This is a genomic window from Pseudomonas sp. H26/SER47-MNA-CIBAN-0231 (genome assembly GCF_040310465.1).
Classification (GTDB): domain Bacteria; phylum Pseudomonadota; class Gammaproteobacteria; order Pseudomonadales; family Pseudomonadaceae; genus Aquipseudomonas; species Aquipseudomonas atacamensis.
This window is the reverse complement of record NZ_JBEOPW010000001.1, coordinates 280,336-294,117: the sequence shown is the minus strand read 5'-3', so window position 1 is coordinate 294,117 and position 13,782 is coordinate 280,336. Positions and strand designations below refer to the sequence as shown.

General features: G+C 60.3%; 14 protein-coding genes. 6 read left to right on the top strand and 8 right to left on the bottom strand.

Annotated elements, in window-relative coordinates; all coding sequences use genetic code 11:
• Positions 1-40: 40 nt before the first annotated feature.
• A complete protein-coding gene (locus AAEZ10_RS01365) occupies positions 41-403 on the bottom strand; it encodes a DUF427 domain-containing protein (protein ID WP_122751027.1) in 363 nt (120 codons plus the stop codon).
• A 192-nt stretch (positions 404-595) separates the two neighbouring features.
• Here AAEZ10_RS01365 and AAEZ10_RS01360 point away from each other — a divergent pair, with 192 nt between their 5' ends.
• On the top strand, positions 596-2,539 hold the full coding sequence (locus AAEZ10_RS01360) for a DNA topoisomerase III (RefSeq protein WP_350567145.1): 1,944 nt from the start codon (positions 596-598) through the stop codon (positions 2,537-2,539).
• 542 nt (positions 2,540-3,081) lie between these two features.
• The gene (locus AAEZ10_RS01355; RefSeq protein ID WP_041480831.1) at positions 3,082-3,411 is read left to right on the top strand and encodes a hypothetical protein; all 330 of its coding nucleotides are present in this window, start codon (positions 3,082-3,084) and stop codon (positions 3,409-3,411) included.
• A gap of 253 nt (positions 3,412-3,664) precedes the next feature.
• On the opposite strand, the gene cynR is transcribed toward AAEZ10_RS01355, so the two are convergent.
• On the bottom strand, positions 3,665-4,552 hold the full coding sequence (cynR, locus tag AAEZ10_RS01350; protein WP_350567142.1) for a transcriptional regulator CynR: 888 nt from the start codon (positions 4,550-4,552) through the stop codon (positions 3,665-3,667).
• A gap of 120 nt (positions 4,553-4,672) precedes the next feature.
• Between cynR and cynS the strand changes: the two genes are divergently transcribed.
• Together cynS and AAEZ10_RS01340 are read left to right on the top strand one after the other, a co-directional pair.
• The gene (cynS, locus tag AAEZ10_RS01345) at positions 4,673-5,140 is read left to right on the top strand and encodes a cyanase (RefSeq protein WP_076562387.1); all 468 of its coding nucleotides are present in this window, start codon (positions 4,673-4,675) and stop codon (positions 5,138-5,140) included.
• Positions 5,141-5,198: 58 nt separating this feature from the next.
• A complete protein-coding gene (locus tag AAEZ10_RS01340) occupies positions 5,199-5,858 on the top strand; it encodes a carbonic anhydrase (protein ID WP_350567139.1) in 660 nt (219 codons plus the stop codon).
• Positions 5,859-5,977: 119 nt separating this feature from the next.
• Here the strand turns inward: AAEZ10_RS01340 and AAEZ10_RS01335 are convergent, their stop codons facing one another.
• Both AAEZ10_RS01335 and glsB read right to left on the bottom strand, forming a co-directional pair.
• On the bottom strand, positions 5,978-7,480 hold the full coding sequence (locus tag AAEZ10_RS01335) for an aldehyde dehydrogenase family protein (RefSeq protein WP_350567136.1): 1,503 nt from the start codon (positions 7,478-7,480) through the stop codon (positions 5,978-5,980).
• Positions 7,481-7,660: 180 nt separating this feature from the next.
• Positions 7,661-8,569: a glutaminase B gene (gene glsB / locus AAEZ10_RS01330; RefSeq protein WP_024013269.1), complete on the bottom strand. Its 909-nt coding sequence runs from the start codon at positions 8,567-8,569 to the stop codon at positions 7,661-7,663.
• Between the two features lie 139 nt (positions 8,570-8,708).
• Here glsB and AAEZ10_RS01325 point away from each other — a divergent pair, with 139 nt between their 5' ends.
• On the top strand, positions 8,709-9,197 hold the full coding sequence (locus AAEZ10_RS01325) for a GFA family protein (RefSeq protein ID WP_348971044.1): 489 nt from the start codon (positions 8,709-8,711) through the stop codon (positions 9,195-9,197).
• Positions 9,198-9,296: 99 nt separating this feature from the next.
• On the opposite strand, the gene AAEZ10_RS01320 is transcribed toward AAEZ10_RS01325, so the two are convergent.
• The 3 genes from AAEZ10_RS01320 to AAEZ10_RS01310 form a co-directional block, all read right to left on the bottom strand.
• Positions 9,297-10,583 (bottom strand): ATP-binding protein, encoded by a 1,287-nt coding sequence (locus tag AAEZ10_RS01320; protein ID WP_350567132.1) that lies wholly within the window; start codon positions 10,581-10,583, stop codon positions 9,297-9,299.
• Positions 10,584-11,291: a response regulator gene (locus tag AAEZ10_RS01315; protein WP_110645593.1), complete on the bottom strand. Its 708-nt coding sequence runs from the start codon at positions 11,289-11,291 to the stop codon at positions 10,584-10,586.
• A 141-nt stretch (positions 11,292-11,432) separates the two neighbouring features.
• Positions 11,433-12,035, bottom strand: coding sequence for a MiaE family protein (locus AAEZ10_RS01310; RefSeq protein WP_073471188.1), 603 nt, complete (start codon positions 12,033-12,035; stop codon positions 11,433-11,435).
• Positions 12,036-12,194: 159 nt separating this feature from the next.
• Here AAEZ10_RS01310 and uspL point away from each other — a divergent pair, with 159 nt between their 5' ends.
• A complete protein-coding gene (gene uspL, locus AAEZ10_RS01305) occupies positions 12,195-13,058 on the top strand; it encodes a universal stress protein UspL (RefSeq protein ID WP_073471189.1) in 864 nt (287 codons plus the stop codon).
• A 93-nt stretch (positions 13,059-13,151) separates the two neighbouring features.
• Here uspL and AAEZ10_RS01300 read toward each other — a convergent pair whose 3' ends face one another.
• Complete coding sequence (locus tag AAEZ10_RS01300; RefSeq protein ID WP_024013275.1) at positions 13,152-13,622, bottom strand: DUF1289 domain-containing protein; 471 nt, start codon at positions 13,620-13,622, stop codon at positions 13,152-13,154.
• Positions 13,623-13,782 lie beyond the last annotated feature (160 nt).

Genomic DNA, 13,782 nt, shown 5'->3' with positions numbered 1-13,782 from the left:
ACACAATGGCGAGGGAAGCGATTCTCTCGCCATTTTTTGCTCAGGCGTCCGCCTTGATCACTTCGAATTTCACCTGGTCCGGATAAAACGCCACGTAGTCGCGGATCGGTGCGACGGAGACCTTCGGGTTTTCGTACGTCCACACCGCGTTGGCACCCTCATGTCCGGGCACTTGCAGGCTGAAATAGTTGGCGTCGCCCTTGTACGGGCAATAGCTGGTGTGGTCCGTGCGGGCGAAGTATTTTTCGTCGATGTCTTCGCGCGGGATGTAATACACCGGCGGATAGTTGGCTTCGTTGAGGATCAGCGCGTGGGAGGACGCGGCGACCTGGATGCCGTGGAACTTCACCAGCAGGCACCCGGCAAGTTGTTCCAGGCTGATCACGGGACTGGGGCTTTTCATGAGGTTCTCCTGAGCACAGCGAAGAGACCGGTTCAGGTATAGCTGATGGATGCGCAGCTCGACTGGATTACGGCCGAACGGCTAAACCTTCTGCAACGCTTTTATCTGTATATCCATACAGATAAAAGTTGCTCCCGCCGCGAACTCCCGCCATTCTGTGCCCTCTCCACAAACCAACCAGCGATGGTAGCTATGCGGCTGTACCTCTGTGAAAAACCTTCCCAGGCCAAAGACATTGCGGCCGTGCTCGGCGCCAGGCGTCGCGGCGACGGCTGCTGGTTGGGGACGGACGTCACAGTGACCTGGTGCATTGGCCACTTGCTCGAAACAGCGCCGCCGGATGCCTACGACGCGCGCTACAAGCGCTGGGTGCTGGCCGATCTGCCGATCATTCCCGACAAATGGAAAATGACCGTCAAGCCGCGCACCGCCAGTCAGTACAAAGCGGTGAAGCGTCTGCTTGGCGAGGCCAGCGAACTGATCATCGCCACCGACGCCGACCGTGAGGGCGAGATGATCGCCCGGGAACTGGTCGAGCACTGCCGCTATCGCGGGCCGATCCGCCGCTTGTGGCTGTCGGCGCTGGACGAGGCATCGATCCGCAAGGCCTTGGCCGCGCTGAAGCCGGGAGCCGAAACCTTCAGCCTGTATCACTCGGCGCTGGGCCGTTCACGCGCGGACTGGCTGATCGGCATGAACATGAGTCGACTGTTCACCTTGTTGGGCCGGCAGTCGGGTTATCAGGGCGTGCTGCCTGTGGGCCGAGTGCAGACGCCCACCCTGCGACTGGTGGTCGACCGCGACCGCAGCATCGCCGATTTCGTCCCCGTACCGTTCTGGGCAATCGACGTGGATTTGCTGCACAATGGCACGACGTTTACCGCACAGTGGCGCGCACCATCAGACGTTTGTGATGATCAGGATCGCTGCCTGAATCAGGCGTTGGCGCAGCAAGCGGCAGCGGCGATCAGCAGTGCAGACAGCGCACGGGTGATCAAGCTGAAAACCGAGCGCATGCGCGAAGTGGCGCCCCTGCCCTTCGATCTCGGCACCTTGCAGGAAGTCTGCTCGAAAAAACTTGGCCTCGGCGCGCAGGAGACCCTCGACATCGCCCAGGCCCTTTACGAAACCTACAAAGTCATCACCTATCCGCGCAGTGATTGCGGATTTCTGCCGTTGAGTCAACACGGTGAGGCGCCGTCGATCCTCACAGCGTTGCGCCAGGCCGATTCGAGCCTTGAAGCGTTGCAGGGTTTTCTCGAACCGCAGCGGCGCTCAAGGGCCTGGAATGACGCCAAGGTCAGCGCTCACCACGGCATCATCCCCACCATCGCCGCGAAGAACCTCGAACGTCTGACCGGCAAGCATCGCGCGGTGTACACGCTGATTCGCGCGCGCTACCTGGCGCAGTTCCTGCCCAATCACGAATATGATCGCACCCAGGCCGATTTCGATTGCAACGGGCAGGCGTTGCGCGCGGTCGGCAAGCAGATCATCGAACCAGGCTGGAAGCGCGCATTGCCCGAAGCACTGGCACCGGCCAAGGTCCGCGAAGCACCGGCGCCGCAAACCTTGCCGGCTCTGAGCCAAGGCGTCGAATGCGCTGTGGCGAAGGTGAATCTCAAGGACCTTTGGACGCAGCCGCCAAAACCTTACACCGAAGGCGATCTGATCAAGGCGATGAAGAACGTCGCCAAACTGGTCGAGGATCCGCTGCTCAAACAGAAACTCAAGGACACCACCGGCATCGGCACCGAAGCTACCCGCGCATCGATCATCCAAGGGCTGCTGGATCGTGGTTATCTGGTCAAGAACGGCAAGGCGCTGGCGGCGACACCTGCCGCGTTCAGCCTGATCGACGCAGTGCCGCGCGCGATCGCCGATCCTGGCACTACGGCGATCTGGGAACAGGCGCTGGACATGGTGCAAAGCGGCGAGATGAGTCTGGAAGAATTCGTCACCAAACAGGCTGCGTGGATGAGCAAGCAGGTCAGCCGCTGCTCAGCCCTCAGCCTGACCATCAGCGGCCCGCCGCCTGCCGGCAAAGCCGCAGCGCCGTGGAAGAAAAAGCGCAAGTCGACGGCCGGCAAAACCGCCGGTACGCGCAAACGCACGGCGCGTCCGACGACTCGCTGAATCCCTCTCGGTTCCCTTCTCTACGATGCTGAAACGGATCTTTTCTCATTCCAAAACAGCTTTGTCCGACAATATGTAGTGCTTGAAAATAATCACTACAAAACCGTTGACGGCGTCGTTTTGCTTTTGCATGATGAAGACGTTCCCCGATCGGGAGCACTAGTAACACGCTTGAGCAAACTCGTCTGACCGCCGAGTTGTTTTTTCCGGATACACGCTGCCCACAAGGCAGATTGAAGAAGCTGACCTGGCCTGAACGTCCAGTACAAGGACGAGAAGCGCTGGCGAAAATTCTCAAGACGCTTGTGGCCGACACTGGATTGTCGTCAAGGAGCCTCCCGGTTTTCGCTGCTTCTCCTCGTTGTGACGCTATTGCGTAGCAGTTATTCAACACGACTACATGCAACAGATGCATGACCCCGTACTTCATATGGGCGAGCGCTGACGTCCTGGTTTCGGTGCCAGGGATCAACTAACCGATGGGCTACCTGTATTAGCGAATCAACTTTGAAAGATCACCAGACTGGTCAAGGGGCATAACAATGAATCTGAACAATCAACCCACCATCGAAGAACTGGCGCGTATGTTCGCGGCGCAGAAAGACAGCCACGACAGCCATATTCTCTGGATCAGCAAGTCGGGCCAGGTACACATCGACTGCCTGTCGCCCCACGCTGGCGAAGAGGAATTCGACCGCAACCACCAGAACCTGCTGGCCCGCCTGAAGATGTACCGCCGCGGCCACGGTTATGTCGGCAAGAAGGCTGCGGCCGACAAGGACTTCATCGGCAGTGTGCTGCAGACGCTGAAACAGGCGTGGGATTCGATGCAGAATCAGAATGAAGTTCGGGTGATTGATCGGTTGTATTGAGTTGTAGGTTATTTAACTAAGGGCCTGCTTCCGATTGGGAGCAGGCCCTTTGTTGTTCTTTTGAGTTTTGCGGCGTGAGTGCCCCCGTCGCCCCTCACCCCAGCCCTCTCCCGAGGGAGAGGGAGCCGACCGAGTTGCCTCAGCTCAACCGTAGACCTGAATGACCGTGGCGATTATGAGTCAACGAAGCTCGTTCAGGTCGGAGTAACTTGACCAAACACCTCGGTCAGTCCCCTCTCCCGCTGGGAGAGGGTTAGGGTGAGGGGCTTTTCATGCCGAGCACCAGCTCCACAAACGCCAACGCCGCCGCACTGTGATAATTATTTCTGCGCCGCAACAACGCCGCGCCACGCTGTGGCGCCTCCCCTTCGACCCGCAAGCGGCGCAACGCGCGGTCTTCGCTGGCAATCGCCTCGGGCAACATAGTCGCCAGCGGCGCATGCCGCACCACTTCCAGCAACGTACTCACCGAATTCACTTCAATCCGCACCTGCGGCGTAATCCCGTGCTCACGGAAATACTCATCCACCAATAACCGCGTAATGAAGCCCGGCGCCAGCAAGGCGAAATCCAGTGAAGCCAATTCCGTCGACGTCAACACCGAAGGGCTGTCATAGAGCGGATGCCCAGGCCCGACCATGATCCCCAGCGTCTCGGTAAACGCCGGTATGCATTCGATATCGGCATTGCGCACCGGCGTAAACGCGATCGCGACATCCAGCGAGTCATCCGCCAGCCCGGCCTCGATGTCGTCCATCGACAATTCGAAGATTTCAAGATGAATCCCGGGAAACCGTGCCCTGTAGTCACGCACCAACGGCCCGACCAGATACGCCATGAACGTCGGCGTCATCGCCAGGCGTAGCGTGCCGCGGGACAAGTCCTTCACATCGTGCAAGGCGCGCTGTCCGGCCTCCAGCTCCACTAGCACGCGCCGTGCGCATTCAATGTAAGCCGCGCCTGCATCCGTCGGCTTCACAGTGCGTGAGGTGCGATCAAACAGGCTGACGCCGAGGGTTTCTTCCAACTGCCGGATCTGCTGCGACAACGTCGGCTGCGACACGTGCAGCGCTTCGGCGGCGCGGGTGAAGCCACCGTGATCGGCAACGGCGAGCAAATAACGCAAATGTCGCAACAGCATGAGGACACCATCTATAGGCAGGACTTATGCGAAGCATTGTATATCGGTCTTGGACGCTATGGATTGGCCGGCGCAACATTGCTTCCACACAGCAAGCCAAACCTTGAAAGGAGTGACACCATGCAACAGTCCCACGCCTACAACGACAACAGCCTGGCCCTGACCACCCGCGTTCTCGACGCCAAGGCGAAAAAAGCTCTGTCGTGGCAGGATCTCGCTGACGGCACCGGCCTCAGCCTGGCTTATGTCACCGCCGCCCTGCTCGGCCAGCATCCTCTGCCGGAAAATGCTGCTCAAGTGGTCGGCGACAAGCTTGATCTGAGCGCCGATGACGTCGCCGCTCTGCAGATCATTCCTTTGCGCGGCAGCCTCAGCGGCGTGCCGACCGATCCGACCATCTACCGTTTTTACGAAATGATCCAGATCTACGGCACCACGCTGAAAGCGTTGGTTCACGAGCAGTTCGGTGACGGCATCATCAGTGCGATCAACTTCAAACTGGACATCAAGAAAGTCGAAGACCCGGAAGGCGGCTCCCGCGCCGTGGTGACCCTCGACGGCAAGTTCCTGCCGCTGCGCCCGTTCTAATGCGCCCGGCCCGCATCCTGCGTGCGGGCCATCTCATTTCTGCCACGAGGACACGCCCATGAAAGCCCTGATCGACGGCTTCCTGAAATTCCAGAACGAAGCCTTCCCGCAACGCAGCGAACTGTTCAAACATCTGGCCACGACTCAGCAACCCGGCACGCTGTTCATCACCTGCTCCGACAGCCGCGTGGTGCCTGAGCTACTGACCCAGCAAGAACCCGGCGAACTGTTCGTGATCCGTAACGCCGGCAATATCGTGCCCTCCTACAGCCCGCATCCGGGCGGGGTCTCGGCGACGGTGGAGTATGCGGTGGCGGTACTGGGGGTGACCGATATCGTGATTTGCGGCCACTCCGATTGCGGCGCAATGACGGCGATTGCCCAGTGCAAATGCATGGATCACCTGCCCGCCGTCAGCGGCTGGCTGCAGCATGCCGAGTCGGCGAAGGTGATGAACGAAGCGCGCGTGCATGGCAGCGACGCGGCGAAAGTAAGTTCGATGGTGCGCGAGAACGTGATCGCGCAACTGGCGAATATTCAGACCCACCCGAGTGTGCGCCTGGCCCAGGAGCAAGGGCGGCTGAATCTGCATGGCTGGGTTTACGACATCGAGACCGGCTCGATCGACGCGCTCTCTTCCGATCGCCGCACCTTTGTGCCGCTGGTCGAGCAACCTGAGACTTGCGCGATCAGCGCGCAAGCCAGCCACGCTGCCTGACTCACCACCGTGATCGTTCCCACGCTCTGCGTGGGAATGCCTCTAGGGACGCTCTGCGTCCAGTGACGCGGAGCGTCACGGGCTGCATTCCCACGCGGAGCGTGGGAACGATCAACAGATCAGCGTTTCACCGTGAGATCAACCTGAGTCATCCGGCTACGCACGGTAAACACGCCATCGCCGGAAAGAATCGCGCTGCGCGCAAACAGGCGCCCGCTCTCCCAGTTCGAAAGACCCAGCTCAGGCTTGTTCAACGCGTACTGGCCATCGACCCAACGGGTGATGCCGTTGCCTACGAACGGGGCATTCACCGCGTTGTAGAAACGTTCCTGAACCGCCGCCGCCTCGCTGATCAACGACACGGTGAATTGCGGGCTGTAACGGTTGAACAGCGCAATCGCCTGATCCAGATCGTCGACAATCATCAGGCTGACTTCCGGGGTTTCTTCCCATTCCCACTCGCGGCCCAGCTCCGACTCGGGCAAAGACTCGGCCAGCGCTTCGGTCTGGTAACCCTCGGCGCGATAAACCTCGACTGTTGCGTTCTGCCATTCGCTTGGCAGGCAACTTTCACTGCCCGCGACGATGTGCAATTTGCAGCCTTGGCCGCGCGCAGTACCGGCGTCTTTCAAAGCTTCAAGGAACAGCGGCACCAGCTCATCGGCACGTTCGCGCTGAATCAGGCAGACGTTCAGGGTATTGCAGACCTTGCGGTCCAGCGAGTTGCGCACCACTGCCGCGAAGCGAGTGGCGTCGGCGTCACGGTCGGCGATCAGCCACGCGCCGCCGGTGCCGTGCAGGCTGACGGCAGTGCCGGCCTGCTGGGCGATGCTGCCCAACTGACTGACCGCACGGCCCGAGCCGCGCGCCACCGCCAGCGACAGACGCCGATCGGCAAACATCGCCCAGCCGGCAGCATGATTGACACTTTCGACCAACGACACCGCTCCAACCGGCAAGCCGGCTTCGGCCAGTGCCGGGTTCAAGGCGTGAGTGACGATGGTTTGCGCAGTGCCCAACGCATCGCTGCCGATGCGCAGCACAGCCGTATTACCAGTGCGCAACACCCCGGCGGCGTCGGCAAATACGTTGGGCCGGCCTTCGAAGACAAACGCGACGATGCCCAGCGGCGAGACCACTTGCTCAACCTTCCAGCCATCGTGCTCGACACTGCTGATCACTTTGCCCCGGGTCGGTGGCGCATCACGCCAGGCGCGCAGCCCGGCGATCATGTCGCGGCGCATGCGTTCATCAGCGAGCAAGCGTGTGGTCGAGCGGCCGCGCGCCTTGGCCCGTTCGATGTCGGCGCGGTTGGCGGCTTCGATCTGCGTCCAGCATTCAGGACTTTCCAGGCGCTGAGCGAATAGATCGAAGAACCGGCTGATGGCTTCATCGGACACGGCCGACAACGCTGTGAATGCCGCAGCCGCACGCTCGATTGCCACCGAGGCGGCCTGTTGATCGGCCACGGGGATCAGCAACAACTCGCCACTGACCTGCTCGACCAGCAGATGGTCACCGGGCTGAAACCGCGCGGCCAGTTCGGGGCTGACCACGGTGACGCGGTTACCAGCGAAAGGGATCGGCGTGCCAGCGACTAGACGTTCGAGCGCAAGAGACATGAAGCGGATTCACCATGCAGAGGGCGGCCGGAAAATGTATAGAACACGATCCTGCAAAGCAACACTGCACCCGGTGGGAGCGAGCCTGCTCGAAAGCGTCCGACCAGACGACATCGATGCTGAATGTGCCGACCTCTTCGCGAGCAGGCTCGCTCCCACACTGGAAATCGTGGTGTGTCTTCAGAAGACGGACCAGCCAATCCTTGAGCTCAGCAGTTCCAGCGCCGCCATCCCCGCCAGCGAGTTACCGGCGGCATTCAGCTCGGGCGACCACACGCACACGCTGAACTGCCCCGGCACCACCGCAACGATGCCGCCGCCGACCCCGCTCTTGCCCGGCAGGCCGACGCGATAAGCGAAGTTGCCCGCCTCGTCATACAGACCGCTGGTGGCCATGATCGAGTTGACCTGTTGGGTCTGGCGGCGCGTCAAAATCTGCTCGCCGCTGTGCTTGCAGAACCCGTCATTGGCCAGAAAGCAGAACGCCCGCGCCAGATCGATGCAATTCATCCGCAGCGCGCAATGGCTGAAATAGCTGCGCAACACCGCCTCGACATCGTTGTGAAAGTTGCCGAACGATTGCATCAGATACGCCATCGCCGCATTGCGCGCGCGGTGCTGGTATTCGGAGTCGGCGACCTTGCCGTCGATCATGATCTGCGGGTTGCCGGACAGGCGTCGGACGAAGTCGCGCATCGACAATGTCGGCGCGGCGAAGCGCGACTGGTTGATGTCGCAGATCACCAGCGCCCCGGCGTTGATGAACGGATTGCGCGGGCGGCCGCGCTCGAATTCCAGTTGCACCAGCGAATTGAACGGCTGGCCGGACGGCTCGTGGCCAAGCCGCTCCCAGATCGCTTCGCCGGAGTGATCGATGGCCTGCACCAGGCTGAATACCTTGGAAATACTCTGCACCGAGAACGGCGTTTCAGCGTCGCCGGCGCAATACATTTCGCCGTCGTTACTGTACACGGCGATGCCCAACTGGTTGGCCGGCACCGTGCCGAGGGCGGGAATATAGTCAGCAACTTTGCCCTGCCCGATCAGGGGCCGGACGGCGTCAAGGATCTCGTTCAACAGCGCTTGCATGCCGGGTTCCGAAAGTCTCGCCCCATGGGATCGCGGGGACACTGGGGCTAGACGCTGCGCCCGCCGGTCGCATCACACCGGCAAGCATCAGGCAGAATGTTCTAGGCTGAAGCGGACCATTCAGACACAGGAGAGCACCATGCACCTCGAAGGCTCCTGCCATTGCGGCGAAGTCACGTTCAGCCTCGACAGCGCCCATCCTTATCCTTATCAACGCTGCTATTGCTCGATCTGCCGCAAGACCCAGGGCGGTGGCGGTTATGCGATCAACCTTGGCGGCGACGCGACCACTCTCAAGGTTCGCGGACGCAAAAACATCAGCATCTATCACGCGAAGATGAAAGCTGACGGCGATAAACGCGCCCATCGCAGCAGCGCCGAGCGTCACTTCTGCTCGCTGTGCGGCAGCGGCCTGTGGCTGTTCAGCCCGGAGTGGCCAGAGCTGATTCATCCATTCGCCTCGACGATCGATACGCCGCTGCCGGTGCCGCCGGAACACACGCACCTGATGCTTGGCTCGAAAGCGCCCTGGGTTGAAGTCGAGGCGAAGCCGAATGATCAGCAGTTCGATGAATATCCCGAAGAATCGATCGCCCAGTGGCATGAGCGACTCGGCGTGACTCGCTGAACACCGCGCCCTTCGCGAGCAGGCTCGCTCCCACATTTGGATTGCGATCACCTGTGGGAGCGAGCCTGCTCGCGAAGGGGCCGGGTCAGGCAATATCAATCAGTCCAGATGCGCCCAGGTCATCCTGAACAACGCCCCGCCCCACACCGATTCGCCAACCTCAACCTGCCCGCCATGGGACTGCGACACCCGCCGCACCAGCGCCAGGCCCAATCCAAAACCGCCAGTGCGCCGATCCCGGCTGGCGTCCAGCCGGGAAAACGGTTCGAAGATTTTCTCCCGTCCCTCCAGCGGCACGCCCGGGCCGTCATCGCTGACCCGCACTTCATAGTCATCGCCATTGCGCTGCAGCGACACCTCAACGCGCTGCTCGGCATAGCGAATGGCATTGCGCAAAAGGTTGATCACCGCCCGCGCCATGAAGCGCGGTTCGATGCTTACCGTGTCGACCTGGCAACCGGCGATCGACAACTGCACCCCCACTGCTTCGGCCTCAAGCGCCACACTGCCGACAACGCTGTCTAGCCAGTCGGCCGCGTGAATATTCTCCCGTTTGATCACTGTCGCGCCGTGCTCGAGGCTGGCGTAGGTCAGCAGCTCCGAGACCATCTCCTCCAGCTCACCAAGGTCGGCATACATGTCGGCGATCAGCTCGCGATTCTCGCTGGCGTCCGGTAGCTGTTTGAGCTGATCAAGTTCGAACGACAGCCGCGCAATCGGTGTGCGCAATTCGTGAGACACCGCGTTGGTCAGTTCGCGCTGGTTGGCGATCAAGCCTTCGATGCGCGCCGCCATCAGATTGAAGTGCTCGGCCAGATCGCGGATGTTCGAGCGCCGCGACAACTGAATGCGCACCGACAGATCGTTGTCGCCGAAACGCTCGGCCGCCAGCCGCAGCTTTTCCAGGTCGCGCCAGTGCGGGCGCACCCAGAAAAACAGAACGATGCCGATCAACACCGCGAGCATCATGTACGCCGCGGTGATGTAGAACGGCATCAGGCTCGGCTCTGGCGGCAGCTTGATGCTGAGCAACTGCGAGCCACCATCGATGTTGCTGATGAACTGCGTGTAATCGTCGCGGATCACCAACAGGTTCCGCGCGAGCTCGGCTTTTTCCTGCGGTGTGAGGGCCAGTTGATCGGCCTCGACCAGACTCAGCGACAGACCGTAATGCGCACGCAATGAATCGAGTTTCTGTTCACGCTCGGCGCCTTGGCGGCCTTGCAGATGATCGACCAGCGACCACGCCTGACCACGCACGGCTTCACGGTTGTAATCCTGCGTCTGGCTGTCGAGCAACGCATTGAAGGTGTGCTCGACCGCCTGCAAGGCCAGCACCAGACCCACCGTCATCACCAGAAACAGCCCGAGGAACAAGCGCAGCATCTACAGCTCCCACGCGAACGGATTGAACAAATAGCCCTTGCCCCACACGGTCTTGATGCACACCGGCTCGCGAGGGTTGTCCTTGAGTTTGTTGCGCAATTTGCTGATGTAGACGTCGACGCTGCGATTGAGGCCGTCGAAGGCAATGCCGCGCATGCGATTGAGAATGTCATCGCGGGAAAGAATCTTGCCCGCCGCGCTGGCGAGCAACCAGAGCAATTCGAACTCCATGGTGGTCAGCTCGATCAGCTCACCGGTCAGGCGCACTTCCCGGCAACTGCGATCGATGCTCAATTGCCCGAACTCAAGAAAACTCACCACGCTGCTGTCCGGCGTCTGCCGCCGTTGCAGCGCCCGTAGCCGCGCAAGCAATACCGGCGGTTTGATCGGTTTGATCACGTAGTCGTCAGCGCCGGACTCCAGACCGAGGATGTGATCGAGATCGTCTTCCTTGGCCGTAAGGATCACGATCGGCGTGTCCGAGACACTGCGAATTTCCCGGCATACCTGCAAACCGCTCTGCCCCGGCAACATCAGGTCGAGCACCAGCACTTTCGGCTTGAATTCCAGGAATGCAGCCATGGCCAGATCACCGCGATGCACCGTGCGCACCTCGTAGCCGTGCTGTTCTAGAAAGTGTGCGATCAGTGCGGCGAGACGCTCATCGTCTTCGACCAGCAGAACTTTGCCGAAACCCAGGTTATCCATAACAACCGTTGCCAAGCCAAACGTGGAAGGGCCGATATTATGCTGGCATTCATCGAACAGGCGATGACGGCAGACAGCAAAAACCGGCCACTCGGGCCGGTTTTGGGTGATGTTTCATACTCTTAAGAGTTTTTAACAAATTCAGGCGGGCACACCGCTGTGGAAGCGGAATTCCTCGTCCGGCGATTCGATCAGTTCCTGCTCGGCCGCACGGACGCGGTCGATCACCTGCGCGACATCCTTGGCATCACCATACTGATAGGCCAGCTTCAAATAACCCTGAAAATGCCGCGCCTCGCTTTTCAGCAAACCGAAATAGAACTTGCCCAGTTCTTCATCCAGATGCGGCACCAATGCTTCAAAGCGTTCGCAACTGCGCGCTTCGATGAAAGCGCCAACCACCAGCGTATCCACCAGTTTCACCGGCTCATGGCTGCGCACCACTTTGCGCAGGCCCGAGGCGTAGCGGCCGGCGTGCAGCTGACGCAGTTCGATCTTGCGCCGCTTCATGATGCGCATGACTTGCTCGTGGTGCACCAGTTCTTCCCGGGCCAGGCGCGACATCATGTTGATCAGGTCGACATGGGCGTGGTACTTGGCAATCAGGCTCAGCGCCGTGCTGGCGGCCTTGAACTCACAGTTCTTGTGATCGATCAGCAGGGTTTCCTGATCGGCCAGTGCCGCCTGGACCCAGGCGTCGGGCGTGCGGCAGCCAAGGAATTCGTGGATTTCGGGAAGGATCATGGGGCTCACGGTAAAAGGTGTTCGAGCGAAGGGCGCCGATTATACCGGCCTGCCCGCAGACCACCAGCGGCGGCTGTTGATATGCATCAAGTCGCAGACGTTCGGGTAGCAACTATAGTTGTGCAACGCCGTGCCTTTTCTTTGCTGGAGACTCCGCTCATGCAAGCCATTCGCAGCATTCTGGTGGTCATCGAACCTGAACATGCAGAAAGCCTGGCGCTCAAGCGCGCCAAGCTGATCGCCGGTGTCACCCAGGCCCATCTGCATCTGCTGGTGTGTGACAAGAAGCATGACCACGCCGGCCTGCTCAGCGTGCTCAAGGCGGCATTGCTCGCCGAAGGCTACAGCGTGACCACCGAACAGGCGTGGAACGAGAGCCTGCACGAAACCATCATCGATGTGCAGCAGGCCGAGGGTTGCGGCCTGGTGATCAAACAGCATTTCCCCGACAGTTCCCTGAAAAAAGCCCTGCTGACCCCGGCCGACTGGAAGCTCCTGCGCCACTGCCCTACCCCGGTGCTGCTGGTAAAAACCGCCGGTTCGTGGAAGGACAAAGTGATTCTGGCTGCGGTCGATGTCGGCAATGCCGACGGTGAGCATCGGCATCTGCACAGCACCATCATCGATCACGGTTATGACATCGCCAGTCTGGCCAAAGCGCACCTGCATGTGATTACCGCGCATCCGTCGCCGATGCTCTCGGCGGCAGACCCGACGTTTCAGCTGAAATCGACCATAGAAGCCAAATACCGCGAGCAGTGCCGGGCGTTTCAGGCGGAGTTCGATGTCGATGACGAGCACCTTCACATCGAGGAAGGCCCGGCAGATGTGCTGATCCCGTTCATGGCGCACAAGCTGCAGGCGGCGGTGACGGTGATTGGCACGGTGGCGCGCAGTGGTCTGTCAGGCGCGTTGATCGGCAATACCGCTGAAGCGGTGCTGGATACGCTGGAAAGCGATGTGCTGGTACTCAAGCCGCAGGAGGTTGAGGATCATCTGGTGGAATTGACGGTAAAACACTGAGGATTGCCATGTCTGACTGGTGCTTTCGCGAGCAGGCTCGCTCCCACATCTGGAATGCATTTCCCTGTGGGAGCGAGCCTGCTCGCGAAGCTTCTAGGCGCCGAAGGCGTCTTTCAGGAAGCCCGGTGCAATGTAGCGCTGATAATGCGCTTCCGACAGCAGGAAGAATTCCCGATCAATGGCATCGCGCAGTTCCGGCAGGTTCCAGTCGCGGAACTCCGGCAGCAATACCATCCCGTACGCCTCAAGATTAATGATCACCCGCGCGCCCCGGGCAATCAGCTGATAGGCCCAGCAATATTCCGACTGATGCGGTACGAAGCGGATCTTGCGCTGTTCGAGCTGCTCGCGCAGGCGCGCCGGATCGAAGATCTCGACTTTGCTCGCCATCACTTGTGACAGCAATTGCTCCAGACGCAGCCACACCGCACGCTTTTCCTCCTCGTTGTACCCGTTCCAATGGATCACCTCGTGGTGAAAACGCTTGCAGCCACGGCACACCAGGTCACCGTAAACGGTGGAGCAGAGGCCGACGCAGGGGGTCTTGATGGTCTGATTGGGCATAAATGGGCAGAACACTGAAACGCGGAACAGGCCGGCATGTTAGCCCTTTGTCGGGCATTGATCACCCCTCAAACAGCAAGGTCTCGCCAGCGTCGCAGGTTTGCTCCGGCCGCGCTGATTGCCACGAAAGTCCAATAGAGCGCGACTTACCTTTAAATTT